Annotated in this window: 17 protein-coding genes and 1 pseudogene; 9 read left to right on the forward strand and 9 right to left on the reverse strand. The window is 68.6% G+C overall.

The features are described from left to right. Positions 1–108 precede the first annotated feature (108 nt). Positions 109–2,202, forward strand: a complete 2,094-nt coding sequence (locus ABE488_RS08485; RefSeq protein ID WP_346443419.1) for a carbon starvation CstA family protein — start codon at positions 109–111, stop codon at positions 2,200–2,202. Positions 2,203–2,230: 28 nt separating this feature from the next. After that, positions 2,231–2,455 carry a CstA-like transporter-associated (seleno)protein gene (locus tag ABE488_RS08490; RefSeq protein WP_346443417.1) on the forward strand — a complete coding sequence of 75 codons (225 nt, stop codon included), beginning with the start codon at positions 2,231–2,233 and terminating at the stop codon, positions 2,453–2,455. Positions 2,456–2,528: 73 nt separating this feature from the next. Here ABE488_RS08490 and ABE488_RS08495 read toward each other — a convergent pair whose 3' ends face one another. The 3 genes and pseudogenes from ABE488_RS08495 to ABE488_RS08505 form a co-directional block, all read right to left on the reverse strand. After that, positions 2,529–3,788, reverse strand: a complete 1,260-nt coding sequence (locus ABE488_RS08495) for a DUF819 family protein (protein ID WP_346447839.1) — start codon at positions 3,786–3,788, stop codon at positions 2,529–2,531. Between the two features lie 131 nt (positions 3,789–3,919). Beyond that, positions 3,920–5,992 (reverse strand): annotated as a pseudogene (locus ABE488_RS08500) (S9 family peptidase); the annotation flags it as partial. Positions 5,993–6,117: 125 nt separating this feature from the next. After that, positions 6,118–8,082, reverse strand: coding sequence for a S9 family peptidase (locus ABE488_RS08505; protein ID WP_346447840.1), 1,965 nt, complete (start codon positions 8,080–8,082; stop codon positions 6,118–6,120). A 146-nt stretch (positions 8,083–8,228) separates the two neighbouring features. Between ABE488_RS08505 and ABE488_RS08510 the strand changes: the two genes are divergently transcribed. The 3 genes from ABE488_RS08510 to ABE488_RS08520 all read left to right on the forward strand — a co-directional run bounded on the left by ABE488_RS08510 (position 8,229) and on the right by ABE488_RS08520 (position 10,547). After that, the gene (locus tag ABE488_RS08510) at positions 8,229–9,956 is read left to right on the forward strand and encodes an oligopeptide:H+ symporter (protein WP_346443410.1); all 1,728 of its coding nucleotides are present in this window, start codon (positions 8,229–8,231) and stop codon (positions 9,954–9,956) included. A 151-nt stretch (positions 9,957–10,107) separates the two neighbouring features. After that, on the forward strand, positions 10,108–10,260 hold the full coding sequence (locus ABE488_RS08515; RefSeq protein ID WP_346443408.1) for a hypothetical protein: 153 nt from the start codon (positions 10,108–10,110) through the stop codon (positions 10,258–10,260). Continuing rightward, positions 10,257–10,547 (forward strand): DUF6522 family protein, encoded by a 291-nt coding sequence (locus tag ABE488_RS08520; RefSeq protein ID WP_346443406.1) that lies wholly within the window; start codon positions 10,257–10,259, stop codon positions 10,545–10,547. The genes ABE488_RS08515 and ABE488_RS08520 overlap by 4 nt, the downstream gene beginning before the upstream one ends. Positions 10,548–10,632: 85 nt before the next feature. On the opposite strand, the gene ABE488_RS08525 is transcribed toward ABE488_RS08520, so the two are convergent. After that, positions 10,633–12,300: a phosphoethanolamine--lipid A transferase gene (locus ABE488_RS08525; protein WP_346447841.1), complete on the reverse strand. Its 1,668-nt coding sequence runs from the start codon at positions 12,298–12,300 to the stop codon at positions 10,633–10,635. Between the two features lie 75 nt (positions 12,301–12,375). Between ABE488_RS08525 and ABE488_RS08530 the strand changes: the two genes are divergently transcribed. From ABE488_RS08530 to ABE488_RS08540, 3 genes are read left to right on the forward strand one after another with little or no spacing between them, the layout of a single operon-like run. Next, entirely contained in the window at positions 12,376–13,071 is a 696-nt protein-coding gene (locus ABE488_RS08530; protein WP_346447843.1) for a response regulator transcription factor, read from the forward strand. 19 nt (positions 13,072–13,090) lie between these two features. Continuing rightward, positions 13,091–14,425, forward strand: a complete 1,335-nt coding sequence (locus ABE488_RS08535) for a HAMP domain-containing sensor histidine kinase (protein ID WP_346443530.1) — start codon at positions 13,091–13,093, stop codon at positions 14,423–14,425. A gap of 22 nt (positions 14,426–14,447) precedes the next feature. Beyond that, positions 14,448–14,840, forward strand: a complete 393-nt coding sequence (locus ABE488_RS08540; RefSeq protein WP_346443401.1) for a diacylglycerol kinase — start codon at positions 14,448–14,450, stop codon at positions 14,838–14,840. Positions 14,841–15,018: 178 nt separating this feature from the next. On the opposite strand, the gene ssb is transcribed toward ABE488_RS08540, so the two are convergent. Further along, the gene (gene ssb, locus ABE488_RS08545) at positions 15,019–15,525 is read right to left on the reverse strand and encodes a single-stranded DNA-binding protein (protein ID WP_346443399.1); all 507 of its coding nucleotides are present in this window, start codon (positions 15,523–15,525) and stop codon (positions 15,019–15,021) included. 178 nt (positions 15,526–15,703) lie between these two features. On the opposite strand from ssb, the gene ABE488_RS08550 reads away from it, so the two are divergent. Continuing rightward, on the forward strand, positions 15,704–16,702 hold the full coding sequence (locus ABE488_RS08550; protein WP_346447844.1) for a polyprenyl synthetase family protein: 999 nt from the start codon (positions 15,704–15,706) through the stop codon (positions 16,700–16,702). Positions 16,703–16,744: 42 nt separating this feature from the next. Here ABE488_RS08550 and ABE488_RS08555 read toward each other — a convergent pair whose 3' ends face one another. From ABE488_RS08555 to ABE488_RS08570, 4 genes are all read right to left on the reverse strand, one after another. Beyond that, the gene (locus tag ABE488_RS08555; RefSeq protein WP_346447846.1) at positions 16,745–17,527 is read right to left on the reverse strand and encodes a dienelactone hydrolase family protein; all 783 of its coding nucleotides are present in this window, start codon (positions 17,525–17,527) and stop codon (positions 16,745–16,747) included. 67 nt (positions 17,528–17,594) lie between these two features. Continuing rightward, positions 17,595–19,061 (reverse strand): UDP-N-acetylmuramoyl-L-alanine--D-glutamate ligase, encoded by a 1,467-nt coding sequence (murD, locus tag ABE488_RS08560; RefSeq protein ID WP_346447848.1) that lies wholly within the window; start codon positions 19,059–19,061, stop codon positions 17,595–17,597. Next, entirely contained in the window at positions 19,042–20,418 is a 1,377-nt protein-coding gene (gene murL / locus ABE488_RS08565; protein ID WP_346447850.1) for a UDP-N-acetyl-alpha-D-muramoyl-L-alanyl-L-glutamate epimerase, read from the reverse strand. The genes murD and murL overlap by 20 nt, the downstream gene beginning before the upstream one ends. Then, on the reverse strand, positions 20,415–23,003 hold the full coding sequence (locus tag ABE488_RS08570; RefSeq protein WP_346447851.1) for a bifunctional aspartate kinase/diaminopimelate decarboxylase: 2,589 nt from the start codon (positions 23,001–23,003) through the stop codon (positions 20,415–20,417). The genes murL and ABE488_RS08570 overlap by 4 nt, the downstream gene beginning before the upstream one ends. Positions 23,004–23,148 lie beyond the last annotated feature (145 nt).

Consider the following 23,148-nt stretch of genomic DNA (forward strand, 5'->3'; position numbering starts at 1 on the left):
CCGTCTAAGACGAAAGTCGTAAGCCTTCGCGCCGCGATCGGCGTCGATCCGCATTGACCGCGCCGTCCCCCGGCGCGACCCTGTGCGCGGTCTTTCCGGGGAATCGCTATGAAGGGTGTCGTCAACCACGTCGTCTGGGGCGCGGTCGCGCTGCTGGGCGCCGCCTGCATGGGCGTCGTCGCCCTGCGCCAAGGCGAACAGATCAGCGCGTTGTGGATTGTGGTCGCGGCGGTCTCGATCTATCTGGTCGCCTATCGCTACTACAGCCTGTACATCGCCAAGAACGTGATGGGGCTGGACGTGCGCCGCGCAACGCCCGCGCACGTCAACAACGACGGTCTGGATTACGTACCGACCAACAAGCACGTGCTGTTCGGGCACCACTTCGCTGCGATCGCGGGTGCTGGTCCGCTGGTCGGCCCGGTGCTGGCGGCGCAGATGGGCTACCTGCCCGGCATGCTGTGGCTGATCGTCGGCGTGGTGCTGGCCGGCGCGGTGCAGGACTTCATGGTCCTGTTCGTGTCCACCCGCCGCAACGGCCGCTCGCTCGGCGACCTGGTGCGCGAGGAGATGGGCCAGGTGGCCGGCACCATCGCGCTGTTCGGCGCCTTCATGATCATGATCATCATCCTGGCGGTGCTGGCGATGATCGTCGTCAAGGCGCTGGCCGAGAGCCCATGGGGCATGTTCACGGTGATCGCGACGATGCCCATCGCGATCTTCATGGGTCTGTACATGCGCTACATCCGACCCGGCAAGATCGGCGAGATCTCGGTGGTCGGCATCGTGCTGCTGCTGGGCGCGATCTGGCTGGGCGGCAAGGTCGGCGCCCACCCGACCTGGGGCCCGGCGTTCACCTTCACCGGCACCCAGATCACCTGGATGCTGATCGGCTACGGCTTCGTCGCCGCGACGCTGCCGGTGTGGCTGCTGCTGGCGCCGCGCGACTACCTGTCGACGTTCCTCAAGATCGGCGTGATCGTTGCGCTGGCGATCGGCATCGTCATCGCCAGCCCCGAGGTCACCTCGCTGAAGATGCCGGCGTTGACCGAGTTCGCGTCCACCGGCGACGGCCCGGTCTGGAAGGGCGGCCTGTTCCCGTTCCTGTTCATCACCATCGCCTGCGGCGCGGTGTCGGGCTTCCACGCGCTGATCTCCTCGGGCACCACGCCGAAGCTGCTCGCCAACGAGACCCACGCCCGTTACATCGGCTACGGCGGCATGCTGATGGAATCGTTCGTGGCGATCATGGCGCTGGTCGCGGCCTCGATCCTCGATCCGGGCATCTACTTTGCGATGAACAGCCCCGCGGCGATCGTCGGCACCGACGTGCACAGCGCGGCGGCGGCGGTGAGCCAGATGGGCTTTGTGATCACCCCCGAGGCGCTGGAACTCAAGGCCCAGCAGATCGGTGAGCACACCATCATCTCGCGCGCCGGCGGCGCGCCGACGCTGGCGGTGGGCATCGCGGTGATCCTGCACGACGCCCTGCCCTTCACCGGCGAGGCGGCGATGGCGTTCTGGTACCACTTTGCGATCCTGTTCGAGGCGCTGTTCATCCTGACCGCGGTGGACGCGGGCACGCGTGCGGGCCGGTTCATGCTGCAGGACCTGCTCGGCAACTTCGTGCCGGTGCTGCGCAAGACCGACAACTGGGGCGCCAATGCCCTGGGCACGGCCGGCTGCGTGGCGCTGTGGGGCTACTTCCTCTATCAGGGCGTGGTCGATCCGCTGGGCGGCATCAACACCTTGTGGCCGCTGTTTGGCATCGCCAACCAGATGCTGGCCGGTATCGCGCTGATGCTGTGCACGGTGGTGTTGTTCAAGATGAAGAAGGACCGCTATGCGTGGGTGACGGTCGTGCCGGCGGTGTGGTTGCTGATCTGCACCACCGCGGCGGGCCTGATCAAGCTGTTCGACCCCAAGCCGGCCGTCGGCTTCCTCGCCCAGGCCAGCCACTACAAGGCGGCGCTGGCCAACGGCGAGCTGCTGGGCGCGGCCAAGACCGCCGGCCAGATGCAGCAGGTGGTCGTCAACGCCTACGTCAACGCGGGCCTGACGGCACTGTTCCTGTTCGTGGTGTTCAGCACGCTGTTCTTCGCGATCCGCGCGATCGTACGTGCCCGCCGCGTGGCCACGCCGACCGCGCGCGAGACCCCGTACGTCGAGCTCTCGCCCGACCAGCAGAAGGCCTGGCTGTGATGCGGGCCGTCGCCGGAGCGATGCGCTGATGGCCGGCACCCTGGTCCCGGTCGACTACTTCGCCACACACAAACGTGTGTGGCGAAGAGTGGTGCAGACCGCGCGGCTGTGCTGCGGCGTGCCCGACTACGACAACTACGTCCGCCACATGCTCGAGAAGCATCCCGATCGCGAACCGATGGACTACAAGACCTTCTTTCGCGAACGCCAGGAAGCCCGCTTCGGCGGGCGCAGCGGTTTCCGCTGCTGCTGACCCCACCCTGCAAACCGGGGTCAGAGTGCAATTTCGTGAGCGAAATGCACTCTGACCCCGGTTACTACTCCGGTTATTGACCGGCCATGACGCGCAGGATCTGGCCGACGAAGTAGGCGATCACCGTACCGGTGGCGTAGCCGACGGTGCCCAGGAGGACGCCAACGGGCGCGAGCGTGGGGTGGAAGGCTGCGGCGATGACGGGCGCCGAGGCAGCCGCGCCGACATTGCCCATCGAGCCGACGCCGATGTAGAACATCGGGGCCTTGACCAGGCGGGCCGCCCCCCAGATCACCAGCACGTGGACCACCATCCAGATCGCGCCGATCGCGAGCAGTTCGAGTCGGTCGAACAACTTGGTGAAGTCCATCTGCATGCCGATGCAGGCGATGAGGAAATAGAGCAGCACCGTGCCCAGCCGCGAGGCGCCGGCGCTTTCGAGGTTACGGGCGCGCGTGAAGCTCAGGCTCAGGCCAGCGCCGGTGGCGATGAGGATCACCCACACGAAAGCCGAATCGAGGCTGTACTGCGCGGCGTTCTCGACATTGGCGGCGAACCACGCCGCCAGCGGTGTGGCGATCGCGTGCGCCACACCGACGATGCCGAACGCCACCCCGATAATGACCATCAGGTCGGTGAGCGTCGGGATCCGCGCATTGGCGGCCTCGAATGCCGCCATCTTCGCCTTCATCTCGTCGATCGCGCGCGTGTCGGCGCCCGAGCGCGCGTCGATCTGGGCCGAGCGATTGGCCAGGAACAGCAGCGTCGCCATCAGCGCGCTGGCCATCGCGACGTCGACCACCGCGAACTGACCGAACAACGTCGCATCGACCTGATAGACCTCGCGCATCGCGACCATGTTCGCGCCGCCGCCCACCCAGCTGCCGGCCAGCGCCGCCATGCCTTTCCAGGTGTCGCCGGCGACGGCCGGCGGATGCACCCACTCCATGATCTGGAACGACACGATCGCGCCCAGCACCAGACCGACGGTGCCGGCCACGAACACGAACAGCAGCCGGGGCCCGAGCTTGAGAATGCCTTTGAGGTCGATCGACAGCGTCAGCAGCACCAGCGCCGCAGGCAGCAGCACGCGGCTGGCGACCGGGTTGTAGAGGCTGTTGTGCTCACCGTCGATCAAGCCGACCGTGTTGTAGAACGCCGGGACGAAGTAGCACAGCAGCAGCGCCGGCACCCAGGTGAAGAACTTCTTCCAGAACGGCGTCGGTCCGCTGGCCAGCCAGAAGATCAGCCCCAGCGTCGCAGCGATCAGGCCGAACATGACGATGTCGCTGGTGATCAGCGCGGTGGAAGGTGCAGCGGAGTCGATCGCCATGCGGTCGGACCTTCAGACAAAAGGAGGCGGGAGAAACGGCATCGCGCCCCGCGGCGGGCCCGGCGCGGTGCGAGGCGGGCGGGCGGTAGCGCAAAGGGGGACGCCCAGGGCGCACGGGCGCGGGGGAGCGTGAGCCAGGCGGTGACGGTGTCGTGCCACAGCACGCTGTTGTGCGGCTTGAGCACCCAGTGGTTCTCGTCGGGGAAGTACAGCAGCTTCGATTCGATGCCCTTGCGCTGCAGCGCGGTGAACGTCGACAGGCCCTGGTCCACCGGCACGCGATAGTCCTTTTCGCCCTGCACCACCAGCATCGGCACCTTCCAGTTGGCGACGTGGTTGACCGGGTTGAAGCGCTCGTAGTTCTTGGGCTGGTCGAACGGCGTGCCCTGGTTCTCCCATTCGGTGAACCACAGCTCCTCGGTCACGTAACCCATCGAGCGGGTGTCGAACACGCCGTCGTGGTTGACCAGGCACTTCCAAGGCGAATTGCCGCTGCGGTCGAACCAGTTGCCGGCGATCCAGTTGATCATGTAGCCGCCATAGCTGGCACCCAGCGCGCAGGCGCGGTCCCCGTCGAGGAAGGCGTACTTGTGCTGCGCCGCCGCCCAGCCTTTTTGCAGATCCTCGAGCGGCTTGCCGCCCCAGTCGCCGCTGATCGCGTCGGTGAACGCCTGGCCGTAGCCGGTGGAGCCGTGGAAGTCGATCATCACCACCGCATAGCCCTGCCCCGCATAGGTCTGCGGGTTCCAGCGGTAGCTCCAGCCGTTGCCGAAGCTGCCCTGCGGGCCGCCGTGGATCAGGAACGCGACCGGATAGGTCTTCCCCTCCTGATAGTTCCAGGGCTTGACCACATAGCCATAGACGGTCTCGTTGCCTGCGCCCTTGAACGAGAACTGCTCGTAGTCGCCGAAGGCAACATCGGGCAGGCGCTCGGCGGCGGTGGGGGTGATCTGGCGCAGTTGCGTATCGGCGCCCAGCGACTGCAGCGAACCGGTGTAGAGGGTATCGCCACTGCGGATCGAATTGCGGCTCAGCGCGATGGTGTCGCCCGCAATCGCGAACGCGGAGATCGAACCATCGGCGATGAGCTTGGTGACCTCGCCGGTGGCGACATCGACGCGGAACAGCGGGTATTCGCCGGTGTCCTGCGCAGCGACATACAGCGTGCGGCCATCGGCCGACGGCTGCAGGCTGCTCGGCGAGCGGTCCCACTGCGGCGCGATCTCGCGCGCCTGGCCGCTGGCGACATCCAGCGCCATCAGCGCGTAGCGGTCGGCCTCGAAGCCCGGTCGCTTCATCGCGCGGTAGAACAGCGTGCGGCCATCGGCGCTGAACACCGGGCCGGCATCCCAGGCCGGGTTCGATGCGGTCAGATTGACCGGCGCGGCATCGCCGGCAGCGTCGATGCGGTAGAGATCGAAGTTAGTCGACCACGGCGCCTCACGACCCGCGACCTTGACGCTGGCCACGACCGAGCGGCCGTCCGGGGCCCAAGTGTAATCCTCCGCGCCGCCGAAGGGCTTGGACGGGATATCGCCTTGCAGTGCATGCCCCAGCGCACGCACGGTGGCGACCGGGCGCGCACCTGCGGCCGGCAGATCGGCGACGAACAGGCGGCTCATCGTGCCGTCCTTCCAGGTGTCCCAGTGGCGCACGAACAGTTGGTCGTAGACCACGCCGCTGGCCTTGGCGTCCTTCTGCTCGCCGAGCTTGCGCTGGGTGCACGCCAGATCGGCCGCGCAATCACCGAAGGTGTCGGCGCTGAAGGCCACGCGACGGCCATCGGGCGACACCTGGAAGCTGCCGATGTCCACTGCGACGTCGGTCAACTGGCGCGGGGCGCCGCCGCCCAGCGGCATCGCGTAGACCTGTGAGCTGCCGTGCTTACCGCTGAGGAAGTAGACCGTCTGACCATCGGCCGACAACGCAGGCGAGTTGACGTTCCAGCCATCTGGCGTGATCCGCTTCGGCGGCGCCAGGTCACGAGTCACCAGGTTGCGCGCGTAAAGCGCCGTGGTCGCCTTGCCCGAATCGAAATCCAGCGTGCGCTGGGCAAAGACCAGTTGGCGGCCATCGGTGGTCAGCAACGGCGAGGACACACGGTCGAGCTTGACCAGATCACGGACGTCGAGCCCGCGCTCCTGGGCGGCAGCCGGCAATACGGCGAGCAGACACAACGACAGCAGGGCGGGACGCAATGGCATGGGACGGGCTCCGGGCAAAGAGTCCGCATGGTAGGCCGGTGCCGCCGGGCTGGCAAAGCGCCGGACGGCGCCCCGCATGTGCAGGGCGCTGCATGACCGGGCGTCCTGCCGGCGCCGGCCCGTATTCATTCCTTCGCGGTGGCGCCGCCTAAATGGGTGGACAGGAACGCGAGCAATTGGGTGTAGAACGCGCGTTTGTTCTCGGGCTTGTAGAAGCCGTGTCCCTCTTTGGCGACATACAAGGTCTCGACCGGCACCTTGGCTGCCCGCAGCGCACGCTCCATCCGGCGCGTGTGTTCGACCGGCGCGACCTCGTCCTCGCCGCCAGCCACCAACAGCACCGGCACGCGGATCTGCGTCGCCAGACGCGTGGGCGAACGCGCCGCCAGTTGCGCGGTATCGTCACCGACCCATTCGTCGGTCCAGGTTCCCGCCCAGGCCGCGGATCGCCGGTTTTCCGCCCGCATCAACGGCAAGTCGTAGACGCCGACATAGCCCACCGCGCAGCGATACAGATCCGGCTCGCGCGCCACCCCCATCAACGACGCGTAACCGCCATAACTACCGCCGTAGAGGCAGATACGCTCGGCGTCGGCGATGCCCTGCGCGACCGCCCAGCGGGTCGCATCGGTCAGGTCGTCCTGCATCGTCGTGCCCCAGCCGCGTGCACCGGCCTGGCGGAAGCTGCGCCCCTGGTTGCCCGAGCCGCGATAGTTGATCTGCAGCACCGCGTAGCCGGCCTGCGCCAGCACCTGCACGTCGGGATCGAATGCCCAATCGTCAAAGATGCCGAAAGGCCCACCGTGCGGCAGCACCACAAGCGGCAGCGGGCCGTCTTCGTGCCCGGCCGGCCGCGTGAGATAGCCATGGAGCACCAGCCCGTCGCGGGCCGGCAACGAGACTGCGCGCATCGGGGCCATGCGCGTCGGGTCGACGCCGGCGCGCCGCGCGAGCGCGAAATCCGCCTGCTTGGTGGCCGCGTCATAGGTGTAGAACGTGCCCGGGTCGACGTCGCTGGTCGCCAGCAACAGCTTGGTCGAGGCATCGCGCGTGGCCGAAGCGATCCGCACGACCTGGCCAGGGAACGCCTGTTCGAACATGCGCCCGAGCCTGGCGTCGGCCGAGGTGTCGTCGAAGAACGCCTGCCGCGGCGTCGCGCCCAGGAACCGCGCGCCGACCGGCGTCTCCGTGCCCGGCCGATAGATGATCTCGGGATCGACGACGGCGTCGCGCAGCACCTCGCGCCGCGTGTCCGCGGCGATGTCCCAGGCGACGATCGCGTCGGGCCCGGTGGGCTGGGAAACGCGCAGATAGGCGATGCGGTCGTCATCGGAAAATCCGATCGGGAACTCCTGGCGTCCACTCTGGCGTTCGTCGTTGATCAGCCGCCAGCCTTCTCCGCGGCCGACGCGGTAGTAGAGCTGGCTGAGGTTGTCGGACCGCGCGCCGACTGCGAAGCGCACCTCGCCGGCATGGTCGGTGGTGAACGTTGCGCGCCCGACCGGCACCGTGGCCTCGGTGGTACGCCGACCGGTATAGACGTCCAACCGATCGACCCGGGTCAGCGGATCGCGGGTCAAGGGCGCCACCGATACCAGGATATTGCGCGCATCGCCGGCCAGCAGGTCGATCGGCCACGCCTGGACCAGTTCGGCCTTGCCACCGGCGGGGATCCGGGTGCCGGTCGGCGTGCCGCGCACGCGCCAGCCCACGAGCAACTGCGCGCGCGAGCCGTCGGCATTCATCGCGTACAGCTCGCCGGTCGGGTTGGGATAGTCGCGCGCGCCGAAGCGCTCGGCCAATGCGAAGACCAGGCGGTCGTCCTTGGCCCACCAGAACTCGGCGATGTGGGTGTTGCGCGGCAGCCGGTAGCTGCCGACGATGCTGCGGTCGGCCCAGCGGACCACGCCGATTGCGGTGCTGTCGCCGTACGGCATCGTCGCGGCGAAGTACTCGCCGGTCGGCGAGATCTTGATGTCACGGAAACCGTCGTCCTCGACGAACGGCGCCAGGTCGACCTGCGCATACGCGCCCGCGCACGCGGCCGCCACGACGAACGCAAGCATCCATTGCAGTCCCTTGCGGACCATCCTTCCGACTCCTTTTGATGGGCGGCCGCCGCCAGAGGGCCGGCCGATGACGCGCTCCCCGCGCGTGCCGCTTAGTGTAGCGCGCGGCAGGCGCCCGCGGATGCCGCCTATACTCGCGCCTTCCGCCATTTCACGACGACGCGCCCATGGCCGCAGCCCCCATCACCGCCCGGAGCGGCACCGACGACTTCCTCGGCCACCCCAAGGGGGTTTTCGTCTGCTTCTTCACCGAGATGTGGGAGCGCTTCTCCTTCTACGGCATGAAAGCGCTGTTGCTGCTGTACATCCTCAAGTACCACCTGTTCGGCGACGACGCCGGCTTCGATCTGCTCGGCGCCTATGGCGGCCTGGTCTACGCCATGCCGGTGCTCGGCGGCCTGCTCGCCGACCGCTACCTGGGCATGCGCAAGGCAGTGGTGCTGGGCGGCGTGCTGCTGGTGCTCGGCCATCTGGGCATGGCTTTCGAAGGCGAACAGGCGCGCATCGTCGACGGTACGGTCGTGCGCGACGACACCGCGCTGCAGGTGTTCTACCTGTCGCTTGCACTGATCATCATGGGCGTGGGCTTTCTCAAGCCGAACATCTCGACGATCGTCGGCAAGCTCTACGCCCCCGAGGATCCGCGTCGCGATTCGGGCTTCACGCTGTTCTATGCCGGCATCAACGTCGGTGCCTTGTTCGCCAGCCTGGTCTGCGCGTTCCTCGGCGAGACCTATGGCTGGAAGTACGGCTTCGGCGCCGCGGGCATCGGCATGGTCGCCGGCCTGATCGTGTTTTTATGGGGACAGAAATACCTCGGCGGCCACGCCGAGCCGAACGATCCGGCGAAGTTGACCGAGAAGCTCGGGCCGTTGAGCCGCGAGTGGTGGATCTACGCCGGCAGCTTCGGCGGCGCGCTGGTGGTGTGGCAGCTGATCCAGCGCACGTGGACCGTGCACGGCGCGATGCACCTGATCGCCGCCGCGCTGGTGGTCTGGTTCGTCTGGTTCCTGATCCGGCACTGCAGCCGGGTCGAGCGCGAGCAGATGCTGGCGCTGGTGCTGCTGATCTTCGGCGTGCTGATCTTCTTCACGCTCTACGAGCAGACCTACGGCTCCTGGGTCACCTTCACCGACCGGATGCTGACCAAGGACCTGTTCGGTCTGACCCCGGGCGGCTACACGCCGGGCGTGCCGTGGGCGATCTTCGCACTGGGCGCGAGCCCGCTGCTGATGGTGCTTGCGCTGCGCGCCAGCGATCGCGGCCGCACCGGCACCGCGCGCGCGGCGGCGATCGCGATGGTCGTGGCGCTGGCGATCGCACTGGTGCACGACGTCGTGCTGGTCCCCCAGACGGCCGGCTCACTGACCTTCCTCGGCGCGTTCTTCATCGTCGTGCTCGCCCCGGTGTTCTCCTGGCTGTGGCCCTGGCTCGACCGCCGCGGGCTCAACCCCGGCAAGCCGACGAAGATGGCGATCGGCCTGGTGTTCGCGGGGCTGGCGTTCGTGCCGCTGCTGCTGGCCGCGCAGGCGGCGGGCAACGGCGTGCTGGCCAGTGTGTGGTGGCTGGTGCTGGCGTACTTCCTGCTGGAAATCGGCGAGATGTGCCTGTCGCCGATCGGGCTGTCGGCGGTCACCCAGTTGTCGGTCGCACGCGTGGTCGGCCTGATGATGGGCGCCTTCTGGCTGGCGACCGCGTACTCGGAAGTCCTGGCCGCACAGTTCGGCAAGCTCACCGCGCTCGAGGTTGCCGAGGGCGAGGCGATCGACATGGCCGTGGCCGCAGCCAAGTACGCCGAACTGTTCCAGATCATGCTGTGGATCGGGGTCGGCTCGGGCCTGGCCTACTTCGTACTCTCGCCACTGGTGCGGCGCTGGATGCACGGCCTGCGCTGAACGGCGGTGCGCGCTGCCTTTCGGTCGCGGCGGCCCGCGCACCGGTCACAGCCACGGCACGCCCCACGGCCGGTCGAACGGTTGCTCTGATCCAGATCAAGGCGTGGCGTGCGCGAGCGGGCGAGGATACCCGTGAACCAGGAGGCCTCTCATGCACGGATATCAGGATCTTGCGGGCGACCAGCTGCCGGTGTCCCCGCCGGACCACGACACCGCACGCGGCGCGTTGATCGAGCGCTTCGCCGCGACCGCCAGCGACTTCGGTGCGCTGGATGCGGAGTCGCTGGCCGGCCTCTCGCTATGAGCGAGGCGTTGACGATCGCCGCGCCGCGCAGGCGGCAGCCGGCGCTGGAAGTCGACGGCGCACTGGTCGCCGCCCGCCTGGGCCTGGCTGGCGACGCGTTCCGCCAGCTGATGACCGACGGCAAGGTCAGCGTGCTGTGCGAACGCGGCATCGGCGAGGATGCCGGCCGTTACCGCGCGACGTTCTACTACGCCGGCCGTCGCGCGCGGCTGCTGCTCGACGCGTCCGGACGCCTGCTCGAGGCCACCGGCGAAGCGCTCGCGCGCCCCGGGCCCGCGGCGTCCTGACCGACGCGTCCCCTGCCCACTCATCCCAACCCGTGCCCCTGAGATCAGCCGATCGAAGCCCGGCACGCAGGTGCCGCATCGACGCTCAGTTGGCGGATCGCGGCGGCGGCGTACGGCAGGCGGCGAACAGATCCAGGCCCGGCGCATACACGCTACTGCGCACATCGAACAGGCCGAGCATGGCGTGATAGAAGTTGTCGTGGCTGTATGCCCGGCGTGCGGCAGCGCCGCGCAGGCAGGCGAGGTCGAGCCGAGCATGCTGCGCGAACCCCGGCGAGAACCACATCAGCATCGGCACCTTCTTCTGCTCGTCGGGCGCGATCATGTAGGGCGTGCCGTGCAGGTACATGCCGCGCTCGCCCAACGATTCGCCGTGATCGGACAGGTAGATCATGGCCACATCGCGCCGGTCGGCGTAGCGCTGCAGCAAATCGAGGGTGTTGGCGAGCATCCGGTCGGTGTAGACCAGCGTGTTGTCGTAAGTGTTGGTCAGCGCCTCGCTGCTGCACTTCTGGATCTGATTGCTGTCGCAGGTGGGGGTGAAGGCGCGCGCCTGGGGCGGATAGCGCTCGAAGTAAGTCGGCCCATGGCTGCCCAGCTGATGCAGAACGATCAATGCGTCACCGTGCATCGTGTCGATCCGCGCCTCAAGCTGGTGCAGCAGCACATCGTCGTAACAGGTGCCGTCCTTGTTGACGCAGTGCTCAGCAACCCGCAGCTTGGGCATGTCGTCGGTAGGCACGCGCGCGCACACGCCCTTGCAACCGCCATTGTTGTTGTTGCGCCAGAGGATCTCGATTCCGGCGCGCTGCAGAATGTCGAGCAGATTTTCTTCCGTCGCCGCCCGCACCTCGTCGTACTGCGGGCGGGTCATGCGCGAAAACATGCACGGCAACGAGATCGCAGTGGCGGTGCCGCAGGACGACACATCCGAGAAACTGATGATGTCCGCGCGCTTGGACAACACCGGGTTGGTCGGACGCGGATAACCATTGAGCTGGAAATTCTGCGCACGCGCGGTTTCCCCCACGACTGCGATCACCAGTTTCGGCCGCGCACCCGCAACCGGCGCTGGGCGCGTGGCGTCTTCGGCAACGGTCCGCAGCGGCTGCGAAGTCGCGCTGTACTTGCGCTTGAGATACCCATTGGTATTGCGCACGAAATTGAACGGCAGCAGCTGATCGCGAATATGCCCGTTGTTGCGCAGCAACGACGCATAGTCCTTGTAGAACCCCATCGTGACCGCGATCAGTACGATCGAAGTGACCACCACATTGCCCAGCCACCAGGCCAGCGTCCGCATCGGCGTGCCGACCGATTTGGTCTGCAGGAGCAGCGTGGCCACTGCCGGCACGATCCCGAGCCCGAGAATGGTGAGCAACAGCGGAAGGGAGAAATAGGAGGCCATTTCGGCCTGATTGGTCTCGAAAAAGTTCTGCACCATGCTGCGGTCGATCAGCACGTTATAATGCAACATGAAGTAACTGCATCCGGCGCTGATCACCACCAGGGTGGCCAGCAGGGGTTTTCTGATGTACGGCAGCGCCACGACCGGCGTGAGCAGCAGGTTGATGATGCAGAACAGAAAGACCGGCAGGCTGAGGAAGAACGACAGGCTGCGCAGGCCGTCGATCTCCACCTCCAGCCACAACGTCCGCCAGAGCACCACGTTGCCGATGGTGGCGAAGAACAACGCCGCCACCCAGGTCAGCTGCACGGGATTGAGCCGCAGGGGCGTCGAAGGCGGTGACATGCGCAGGATCCAGCCGGGGAAAGTGCGCGCAGTCTTTGAAACCTATCGTCAGGAAGTTGTTAGAGCACACGCCCCATGACCCGACTGCTCATCATCGAGGACAACCCGGAACTGGTGGCCAACCTGTACGGCTATTTCGAGCCGTTGGGCTACGTTCTCGACGACGCCCGCGATGGCGTCACCGGCCTGTACATGGCCACCCAGAACGATTACGACGCCATCCTGTTGGATCTGATGCTGCCGCGACTCGACGGCATGACGCTGTGCCGCAAGTTGCGCGAGGAGTTCCAGAACCCGGTGCCGATATTGATGCTGACCGCACGCGATCCGGTCGACGATCGCGTGCAGGGCTTCGCGCTGGGCGCGGACGACTACCTGGTCAAGCCGTTCTCGCTCAAGGAACTGGACGCACGCATCAAGGCCCTGGTGCGCCGCGCACAGGGCCGTCAGGTGCAGGGCATGCTGCGCTGGGAGGATTTGCAGGTGGACACCCGCGCCCCGCAGGCCTGGCGGCAACACCAGCCCATCGGACTGACGCCCAGCACCCACAAGCTCCTGCTGTGTCTGATGCGCGCCGCCCCCGCCGTGGTCCGGAAGCAGGAAATGGAGTACCTGCTCTGGGGCGACGACCCACCCGACAGCGGCGCCTTGCGCACCCATATCCACGAACTGCGGCAGCAGATCGACAAGGGCTTCGAGCCGGCGTTGATCGAGACGGTGCACGGCGTGGGCTGGCGCCTGCTGGCGCCCGCATCCACGATGCCGGACTGATCGAGGACGCTCCGACGTGATGATCCTGCGCACCACCCTCCGCCAGATGACGCTCAAGACCCGCATCACGGTGTCGTTCGTGCTTGCGATGGTGGCGGCGATGACGCTCGTGGTGCTGGCCGAGCAGCTCGATTACGACGAACTCCGGGAGAATGTGATCTCCCACAGCCTGATCCGCACGGCGCAGCGTCTGGAGGCCGACCTCGCGCAAGGCGTCGCACCCACGCTTGCCCAGGACACCCGGCTCTACGACGCGCAGAGCGTGCCCGAGACACTGCACTGGTATCCGCTCGGTTACCACGGCGCCGAGCGGCCGGGCGACTGGCACCTGTTGGTCTTCGAGCGCGATGGCGAACGCTACTACCTGCAGCAGGCCGATGCGCACTTCGCGTATCTCGAGCTTGCGATCAACATCTACGCGCTGTTCATCATCCTGTTGTGCATCCTGTGCGCATTCTGGATCGGGCGCGCCACCGCGACCCGGGTCATCGCGCCGATCACCCGCCTGGCCGAGGCGGTGGAGCGCAAGCAAAAACCCTTTCCGTTTCAGGAGGCGCGCGACGAGATCGGCATCCTGGCCCGCGCATTCGCCCAGCACAGCGACGAAGCGGAACAGTTCCTGCAGCGCGAGCGCTGCTTCGTCGGCGACGCCAGCCACGAACTGCGCACGCCGCTGGCCATCATCGCCGGCGCTGCGGAGACGATCGCGCACCAGCTGCCTGCCGACAGCCGCCTGATCGGCAGTGCCGAACGGATCGTGCGCACCACCCAGGAGATGCAGCGGCAGCTCGCGTGCATGCTGCTGCTCTCGCGCGACCCGCAGAGCCTGACCCGCACCGACGTCGCACTGCAGCCGCTGATCGAGGAGAGCATGGTGCGCTGCCGGCCATGGCTTGCAGGCAAGCCTGTGGCCCTGCTCCTGGACGCGCCGCAGGATGCCCACCTGCACACCAACCCGGAGCTAGCCCGCAGCGTGATCTGGAACCTGCTGCGCAACGCCTGCCAGTACACCGACGAAGGCGAGGTGCGCATCGCCCTGCATGGCACGACCCTGGTGATCGCCGACACCGGCCCCGGCCTGCCGCCCAGCATCGACCCACAGCAGTTCCAGCGCTTCCAGCCCAGCGCACGGCAGAGCGGTGAAGGCTTGGGCCTGTCGATCGTGCAGCGCATCGTGGAGCACCTGAACTGGCGCATGACGGTCGACAGCTCGGAGGACGGATGCCGGTTCACGCTCGACATGCGGGACGATGCCCGACCCAATGGCCGGTCGCTCCGCGTCGACCGCCCGCCCGGATCCCAAGGCGCCGCGGCTGACGAAGATCTGACGGGCCCCGCGCCACGCTCGTGCTGATCCAACGTCGCAGGATATGCAGATGCCATCGCCAGGCCCCGCCGAGACCGGCAAGTACCCACACGGCAAGACCGGCCTGAGCCGGATCGCGCACACCTTGCTCTACTCGCGCGACGGCTTCCTCGCCGCCGTTCGCAGCGAGGCCGCGTTCCGCCAACTGCTGGGCCTGCACGGCGTGCTCATCGTCGCAGCCTGCGTGCTGGACGTGGGGCCGCTCGCACGCGCCCTGATGCTGGCGGTCTGCTTCATCAGCCTGCTGACCGAACTGCTCAACTCGGCGATCGAAGCAGTGGTCGATCGCATCTCGCTCGAACGCCATCCGCTGTCCAAGCGCGCCAAGGACATGGGCAGCGCCGCCCAGAGCATTGCGCTGCTGATGGTCGGCACAGTCTGGGCCTCGATCCTGCTGGGATAGCCGCCATCGCAAGTGCCGCGGTCCTGCAGGTCCGGCCACGGCACCAGGCGGCCGCTCGCGGCCCCGGGTGGTCGGCAGCGCGATCGCGGTGCCGCAAGGCCCCAGGCATCCGACCAAACAAAAACCCCAGCGTGCATGGGCCCGCTGGGGTTCGTCGTCGACGCGGTGTTGCCCGCGATCAGAACGGGATGTCGTCGTCGGAGAAGTCGTCCATCGGGGCCGGACGCTGCTGCTGGGGGGCCTGGCGCTGCGCGGGGGCGCTGCGCTGCGGCGGGCCGTCGTTGCCCGGGCCGCGCTGCGGACGGCTGGCGCGCTCGTAACCGCCGCCGCCACCGCCGCCACCGCCCTCGCCGCGGCCACCGAGCATCTGCATCTCGTTGGCGACGATATCGGTCGAGTACTTTTCCACGCCATCCTGGCCGGTGTACTTGTCGTAGCGGATCTCGCCTTCGACATAGACCTGGCTGCCCTTGCGCAGGTACTCGCCGGCAATCTCGCCGAGCTTGCCGAAGAACACCACGCGGTGCCATTCGGTGCGCTCCTGCTTGTTGCCGTCGCGGTCGTTGCGCACGCTGGTGGTGGCCAGGCTGATGCGGGTCACGGCCATGCCGCCCTGGGTGTACTTGGTGTCGGGATCGTTGCCGAGGTTGCCGACCAGGATCACTTTGTTGATGCCACGGGCCATGAGGAGTCCTTGGAATTGCGCCGGCGCGGGTGTCCGGGAATGAAGAGGGGGCGCGGACAGTGAATTATACCGGTCGCCGGGGTGCGATCCGGCAACCCCCTGGCGTGGGGCCGGGAAAGCGCCCCCGCCGCCGTCGGGGCTCTCCTATAATTCCGGGTCTGCCCGTCCCGGATCCCGCATGAACAACGCCGCCGCCCCGGCCGCCAGGCTCGACCTGCCGGCGATCCAGTCGCTCGCCGCCGCGGACATGGCCCAGGTCGATGCGCTGATCCGGCGCCGGCTGGCGTCGGATGTGCTGCTGATCAACCAGGTGGCCGAGCATATCGTCTCGGCGGGCGGCAAGCGGCTGCGGCCGATGCTGGTGATGCTGGCCGGCCAGGCCACCGGGCAGGTGCGCGGCGACCACCACCAGCTTGCGGCGATCGTCGAGTTCATCCACACCTCGACCCTGCTCCACGACGATGTCGTCGACGAGTCCGACCTGCGCCGCGGCCGCAGCACGGCCAACGCAATCTGGGGCAACGCCGCCAGCGTGCTGGTCGGCGATTTCCTGTATTCGCGCAGCTTCCAGCTGATGGTCGAGCTCGACAGCATGGCAGTCATGCGCCTGCTCGCCGACACCACCAACCGCATTGCCGAAGGCGAGGTGTTGCAGCTGCTGCACGTGCGCAACCCCGACACCGACGAGGCCGCCTACCTGCGCGTGATCGAACGCAAGACCGCGGTGCTGTTCGCCGCCGGCACCCGCCTGGGCGCGATGGCGTCCAACGCCGACGAGACCGTCCAGCAGGCGCTCTACGACTACGGCATGCAGTTGGGCTACGCATTCCAGATCGCCGACGACGTGCTCGACTACTCGGGCGACGCCACGGCGCTGGGCAAGAACCTCGGCGACGATCTGGCCGAGGGCAAGGCGACGCTGCCGCTGATCCACGCGATGGCCCAGGCCACGCCCGAGCGCCGCGCGCGGCTGCGCACGATCGTCGAGCAAGGCGACACCACGGCGCTGCCCGAGGTGCTCGCCGCGATCGCCGATGCCGGCAGCCTCGCCTACAGCCGCGCCCGCGCCGTGGAGTACGCCGACGCCGCCGAACGCGTGCTCGACGGCCTGCCGGACAACGAGGCAGTGGCCGCACTGCGCGGCTTGGCCCGCTACGCGGTCGAACGCGGGCACTGACCCGCGGCCGGACGCACGCCGGGATCACGCCACAAGCCCGTCTCAGCGACTCGGCGACGCCAGCACCTCGGCGAAGAAGTCGCCCATCTGCCGCCACGCACGCCTGGCGGCGCGTTCGTCGTAGATGCAACCCGGCGGACTCGCGGCATCGACCTCGGCAAAGCAATGCACCGCGCCGCTGTAGTTGACGAACTGCCAGTCGGCGCCGGCCGCGTCCATCTCACGCTCGAAACCGGCGATGTCCTCGGCGCTCACGCTGCGATCGGCGGCGCCGTTGAGCACCAGCACCGACGCCTTCACCGCATCGGCCGCCGCCGGCAACGGCGTCGTCAGGCCGCCGTGCAGGCTCACGACGCCAGCGAGCGCCTCGCCGGCGCGGACCAGTTCGAGCACGGTGGTCCCACCGAAACAAAAACCGAATGCGGCGATCCGGCCCGCATCGACCTGGGGCTGCGCTTTGAGCACCTCCACCGCCTTGCGTGCGCGTGCGCGCAGCGTCGGCCGGTCGTCGCGCAGCGCCTTGGCGACCGGGCCGGCCTCGGCATCGGTCGTGGGCCGGACCTGCTTGCCGTAGACGTCGGCGACCAGCACCACGTAGCGGTCGCCGGCGGCCTGCCGCGCCTTTTCGATCGCCGCGTCGTTGACGCCCTTCCAGTTGGGCACCATCACCAGGCCTGGCCGGGGACCCGGGACGGCATCGTCGTAGACCAGCACACCGGCGAAGGTCTCGCCATCGAGCGTCCATTCGACCGGGTCGGCCTTCGGGGCGGCGAGCGCGGACGTGGCGCAGGCCAGCGACAACACGAACAGCGACAGGCGTTTCATCGGACGGCTCCGGGCGACGGGGACCGGTCCAGCCTACTCCGCCCGACGCGCGGCCGGGCGTGCGCCGTCAGGCGATCCCCAGGCCCGGGATCGCGGTGATCGCATCGGGATCGAACCCGCCGAGTTCGGCGAAATGGCGGCCGCGCGCGGTGTAGTCGCGATAGGCACCGAAGCTCGGGGCGCCGGGCGAGAGCAGCAGCACCCCATCGCCGCCGAGTGCAGCGCGCGCCTGCCGCACCGCCGAGGCGAGATCCGCCGCCTCGGCCAGCGCGAAGCCCCGCGTGCGCGCGACCGGCGCAAGCAGCGCATGGATCCGCGGGCCGTTGGCGCCCATGGTCACGATCGCGTGCGGCGCGCGCACCTGCATCGCATCGGCGAAGGCCTGCCAGTCGAGGCCGCGGTCATGGCCGCCGACCAGCAGCGCGACCCGGCGGCCGGCAAACACGTCGAGCGCGGCCAGCGTGGCGTGCGGCGTGGTGCTGATCGAATCGTTGACCCAGGTCACACTGTCGCGGGTGCCCAGCGACTGCAACCGGTGCGGCAGCGGCACAAACCCGGCGGCCGCAGCGGCCAGTGGCGCGGCGTCGATACCGAGCGCCTCGATCGCGGTCAGCACCGCACACAGGTTGCCGCGGTTGTGGCGCCCGGGCAGCGGCAGGCCGGCGGTGTCGAGCACACTGGCATCACCGCGATACAGCACGTCGCCGCGCAGGTGCCAGCCATCGGCGCGCGCGAACCAGCGCACCTCGCTGTCTGGCAGCGTCAGCGCGGCCAGACGCGGATCGGCGGCGTTGAGCACCGCGATCCGTGGCCGGGCCCGGGTCACCAGCGCGAGCTTGTCCTCGATATAGCGCTGCTCGCTGCCGTGCCAGTCCAGATGTTCGGGAAAAATATTGGTGACCACCGCCACGTCCGGCCGCACGCCGCTCGCGGCGACATCACCGGTCTGGTAGCTCGACAGTTCGATCGCCCAGGCGTCGGCCTGCGCATCGGGCAGTTCCAGCAACGGCAGGCCGATGTTGCCGGCAAGCGCGGTGCGCCGGCCGGCGCTGCGCAGCAGATGGGCGAGCAGGGCCGTCGTGGTGCTCTTGCCCTTGGTGCCGGTGACGCAGACCGTGCCGACCGCGATCTCGCCCGGCGCCGCGCGCTGCGCGAACCACAGCGCGGTGCCGCCGATGAAGCGCGTGCCCTGCGCCGCCGCGGCCAAGGCCTCGGGCCGATACGGGCTGATGCCCGGCGACTTGATCACCACGGCAAAGCGCGCCAGGCGTTCGGCGCTCGCCTCGGTCTCGACCAACAGCGCCGGATCGCCCAACCCGCCCACCGCGTCGGCCTCGGCGGGCGTGCAGAACACGGTCAGCGGCAGCGCCGCCGTCGACGCCAAGCGCTGGCCGGACGACAGCGCGGACAGAGCGGAGCCTGCCCGATGCGCGGTGCGCAGCGCGGCATACGCAGCCCGGCCTTCGCGTCCCCAGCCCCACAGCGCGATGCGACCGCCGTCGGCGGCGAGCGCGTCAAGCGGCGAGATGCGCACGCAGGCGTTCCCACAAGGCCGGGGGCACGCGATGTTCCTCGTCGACCACCAGCAGCGGCGCGATGTCCAGCTCGCCCGCGTCGAGCCGCGGCGCAATCTCGCGCGCAAAGCGGGCGGCCACCGCGTCCTCGCGCCATTCCGGGCGCTGCGCCAGCGCTGCCATCGCCGCACGCGATTCGCGGCCCTCGCCGACGCATTCGAACGGCTTGTGGTCGCGGTACTCGAGCAGCGCGTCGAAGCCGGCCACCTGGGCCGCGTCGTCGAGCAGATTGCGGCCGAAGATCGCTACCAGCCGCGGCTTGGGCATGAACGGGGCCAGCGCGAGAAACACGAAATGGCATTTGGGGCAGATGCCGCACCAGCGGTTGACCGGCCGCTCGCCGAGCAGGTGGAAGTTGCGGTTGCAGCTGGAGAAATGCGCGTCATAGCGGTCGGTCCTGGCGAACTGGCGCGCGACCGCCAGCTCCGACAGCGGCCGCAGCAGCGAGTAGTAGTGCAGATCGGCGGCGACGTGGCGCTGCACGTGCTCACCGAACGCGCGCTCGAACGCCCAGCCCTTCGACCACTGGTGATTGACCTCGTTGGTGGTGCTGCCATCGGCGGCCTGGATCAGGCTGCCGTAGCTGGCCGAGCGTTCGTTGGAGAACACCACCTGGTCGACACCATGCAGCACCGCGGCCAGCACCAGGATCGCCGAGTTGATCGCGGTGACCGGGATGTGACCGTTGAGTGCGCCATGGCGGTTGTACTCGAACAACTGCGGCGCCAGTTGGCGGCCGATGTTGAGCGTCGGCAGCCCGGTGCGCTCGGCGCAGACCCGGATCAGCTGCGAGCCGCCGATCCATGCCACGGTCTGCGCCACGTCCAGCGCGCGCAGCGCCTCGATCGAGACCAGCGAATCCTTGCCGCCGCCGATCGCGACCAGCGCATGGGCACGCAGATCCAGCGCCGGTGCCGTGACCTCATCGGCCGCGGCGTCGGCCGGGAAGCGGATCTTGCCGTGCAGGTCGAGCCCGTTGCGGTAGGCGAATTCGCCCAGCCCATGCACATAGGCATCCTCGAGCAGGGCCGCCGTGGCAGCGTCGATCGTATAGCCGTCGATGCGGATCTGCGGCGGCACGGCGGCCTTGTAGTAACTCACGCCGGCGAGCAGGTGCAGCAGGCGCAGCGCATGGGTCGCGGCCTGCGCGCGCGCGCCGTCGAGTTCGAACGGGGCGCCCGGCACGGTCACGGTCTCGACCAGCTCCGGGCCATCGTCGAACGCGTAGCGCAACCGCGCCACGCCGGTCGCGGCGTCGAGGTCGCAGTCGACGAAGCGGAAGCAGCGGATGGCGCTGCGGTCGAATCCGGAAGTCATTCGATCACATCCTGCTGCGGCAGCGACCGCAGGTTGTAGGTGTTGGCCATCGCGAAACCGTAGGCGCCGGCGTCGGCAAGCAGCACGGTGTCGCCCTCGGCGGTCGCCGCGGGCAGCAGGCGCCGGGTGCCGAAGACGTCGCTCGATTCGCAGATCGGGCCGACCACATCGCAGACGACTTGGCGCTCGTCGTCGATCCGCGACAGGTTGTGGATGCCGTGCCAGGCGTCGTACATCGCCGGTCGCATCAGGCTGTGCATGCCGGCATCGAGGCCGACGCGGCGCGTGCCGAGCTTGTCGACGACCTGGGTCACCGTCGCCAGCAACACGCCGGCCTCGGCGACGAGGAAGCGCCCGGGCTCGATCGCCAGGCGATAGCGTGGGTACTCGGCCTTGATGCTGGCCAGGCCCACGCCCCAGGCCGCAAGGTCGAACGGGGCGTCGTCGGGGCGGTAGGGAATCGGCAGTCCGCCGCCGATGTCGATGGTGTCGATGGTGCCCACCGCATCGGCAAACGCTGCCAGCTCGGCGTAGACCTCGCGCCAGTGGGCGACGGTTTCGATGCCGCTGCCCAGATGGGCGTGGAGCCCGGTGATGCGTACGTCGAGATCAGTGGCGGCATGGACGAAGGCGTCGAAGGCCGGCAGCGCCAACCCGAACTTCGAGGCCGCGCCGCCGGTGACGACCTTGGCATGGTGGCCGTCGCCGCGGCCCAGATCGAGCCGCAGCCACAGGTCGCGGCCGCGGAACACCTCGGGCCAGCGCTGCAGCGCCTCGACGTTGTCGAGGGTCACCGTGACGCCGAGCGCGAAGGCGGCGGCGTACTCGTCGCGCGGTGCGAAGCTCGGCGTGAACAGCACGCGTGCCGGGTCGAGGTCCGGCAACGTCGCGAACACGTGCTCGAGCTCGCCCCGCGAGACGCATTCCAGGCCGAACCCGGCCTCGACCAATGTGCGCAGCACGGCCGGATGCGAATTGGCCTTGATCGCGTAGAACCGCCGGTCGACCGCGGCGACGTCCGACAGCGACTGCGCCCGCTCGCGCACCGTGGCCAGGTGGTAGACGTAGCGCGGCGTCCCAGGCGTCGCCAGTGCGAGCAGGCGCGCGCGCGCGCGCTGCCACCACGGCGTCGGGCGTTCGCGGCGGCCGTGGGCGATTTCGCGCCAGCTCGGGCCGAACACCGCGCTGTCGTGGACCGGCATCGCGCCGCTGCCGATCAGCTCGGCATGCAGCACCGGCAGCAGGCCGTCGGCGTCGGCCTCGTCGATGACGAAGGTCAGGTTGAGGTCGTTGGACGACTGCGAGATCAGATGCACGCGCTCGCGCCCCATCGTCGCCCAGACGTCGGAGAGCTTGTGCAGCAGCGAGCGCATGCCGCGCCCGACCAGGGTGATCGCCGCGCACGGCGCGATGACCTTGACCCGGCACACCTCGGCCAGGTCGTCGCTCAATCGCGCCAGCACATCGGTGCTGACCAGGTTCTCGCTCGGGTCGAGCGACACGGTGACGTTGGTTTCCGACGAGCCGATCAGGTCGACCGACAGGCCGTGGCGCTTGAAGCGCTCGAACACGTCGGCTAAGAAGCCTACCTGCTGCCACATGCCGATGCCTTCCATCGACACCAGCACGATGCCGTTGCGCCGACTGATCGCCTTGACCCCCGGCACCGGCTCGGCGCTGCCGTCGATCGCCGTGCCCGGCAGGTCCGGACGCTCGGTGTCGAGGATCGCCATCGGCACGCCGCCGTCGCGGCAGGGCTTGATCGAGCGCGGGTGCAGCACCTTCGCACCGGTGGTCGCGATCTCCTGCGCCTCGGCGTAGTCGAGCCGCGCAAGCAGGCGCGCATCGGGCACGTCGCGCGGGTTGGCGCTGAACATGCCCGGCACGTCGGTCCAGATTTCCACGCGGCGCGCGCCCAGCAACGCCCCGAAATACGCCGCCGAGGTGTCCGAGCCGCCGCGGCCGAGGATCGCAGTGCCGCCGTCGCCATGCCGGGCGATGAAGCCCTGGGTCAGCAGCATGCGTGCCGGCTGCGCGCAGAAACGCGCACGCCAATCGCCGTCGGACTCGCGCCGGCAGTTCACCGACAGCCGCGACGCCCAGCCGCTCTGGTTGGGCAACGCCACCGCGTCGAGCCAGTCACGCGCATCGCACCAACCAAAATCCAGGCCCTGCGCAGCCAGGTACGCCGCGCCGATCGTCGAGGACAGCAGTTCGCCCTGCCCCAGCACCTCGGCCTGCCAGTCCAGCGCCCGCGTGGGCGCACGCGCATCGCGCACCAGGGCCTGCAGCGCGGCGAGCCGGGCGCCGAGCACCGTGTCGGCGTCGAGTCCCAACTCGGCGACGAACGCGCGATGGCGCTCGACCAGCGCATCGACGATCCCGTCGGCCGCATCGCCATCGGCAATCGCGGTCAGTGCGTTGGTCACCCCCGACAGCGCCGACACCACCACCAGTACGCGCGCGTCGTGCTCCTGGGCCCGGCGTTTCGCCAGCTGGCCGATGGTGTCCCAGCGGTGGCGGCGCGACACCGAAGTGCCGCCGAACTTGAGCACGATCCAGCGATCGTCGGAGGGTGAGGACATCGGAGGTGGGGTCTCGGACGGAAGAAAGAGAACAGCACCGCGCAGGCGCTGCAGCGGACACGTCGCCGACACAAGGCCAAGCGCGGCGGACCGCCGATTCTAGCGCTGGCGGAGGCGGAGGGAATCGAACCGCTCGATTCGGGCG

The organism is Luteimonas sp. TWI662 (assembly GCF_039673825.1).
Classification (GTDB): Bacteria; Pseudomonadota; Gammaproteobacteria; order Xanthomonadales; family Xanthomonadaceae; genus Luteimonas.

Coding starts and splice junctions, on each gene's coding strand:
- ssb (WP_346443399.1), bottom strand. CDS start 15,525: ATGGCCCGTGGCATCAACAAAGTGATCCTGGTCGGCAACCTCGGCAAC.
- ABE488_RS08490 (WP_346443417.1), top strand. CDS start 2,231: ATGGCCGGCACCCTGGTCCCGGTCGACTACTTCGCCACACACAAACGT.
- ABE488_RS08505 (WP_346447840.1), bottom strand. CDS start 8,082: ATGGTCCGCAAGGGACTGCAATGGATGCTTGCGTTCGTCGTGGCGGCC.
- ABE488_RS08495 (WP_346447839.1), bottom strand. CDS start 3,788: ATGGCGATCGACTCCGCTGCACCTTCCACCGCGCTGATCACCAGCGAC.
- ABE488_RS08535 (WP_346443530.1), top strand. CDS start 13,091: ATGATCCTGCGCACCACCCTCCGCCAGATGACGCTCAAGACCCGCATC.
- ABE488_RS08550 (WP_346447844.1), top strand. CDS start 15,704: ATGAACAACGCCGCCGCCCCGGCCGCCAGGCTCGACCTGCCGGCGATC.
- ABE488_RS08530 (WP_346447843.1), top strand. CDS start 12,376: ATGACCCGACTGCTCATCATCGAGGACAACCCGGAACTGGTGGCCAAC.
- ABE488_RS08555 (WP_346447846.1), bottom strand. CDS start 17,527: ATGAAACGCCTGTCGCTGTTCGTGTTGTCGCTGGCCTGCGCCACGTCC.
- ABE488_RS08520 (WP_346443406.1), top strand. CDS start 10,257: ATGAGCGAGGCGTTGACGATCGCCGCGCCGCGCAGGCGGCAGCCGGCG.
- ABE488_RS08510 (WP_346443410.1), top strand. CDS start 8,229: ATGGCCGCAGCCCCCATCACCGCCCGGAGCGGCACCGACGACTTCCTC.
- murL (WP_346447850.1), bottom strand. CDS start 20,418: ATGACTTCCGGATTCGACCGCAGCGCCATCCGCTGCTTCCGCTTCGTC.
- ABE488_RS08485 (WP_346443419.1), top strand. CDS start 109: ATGAAGGGTGTCGTCAACCACGTCGTCTGGGGCGCGGTCGCGCTGCTG.
- ABE488_RS08570 (WP_346447851.1), bottom strand. CDS start 23,003: ATGTCCTCACCCTCCGACGATCGCTGGATCGTGCTCAAGTTCGGCGGC.
- ABE488_RS08540 (WP_346443401.1), top strand. CDS start 14,448: ATGCCATCGCCAGGCCCCGCCGAGACCGGCAAGTACCCACACGGCAAG.
- ABE488_RS08525 (WP_346447841.1), bottom strand. CDS start 12,300: ATGTCACCGCCTTCGACGCCCCTGCGGCTCAATCCCGTGCAGCTGACC.
- ABE488_RS08515 (WP_346443408.1), top strand. CDS start 10,108: ATGCACGGATATCAGGATCTTGCGGGCGACCAGCTGCCGGTGTCCCCG.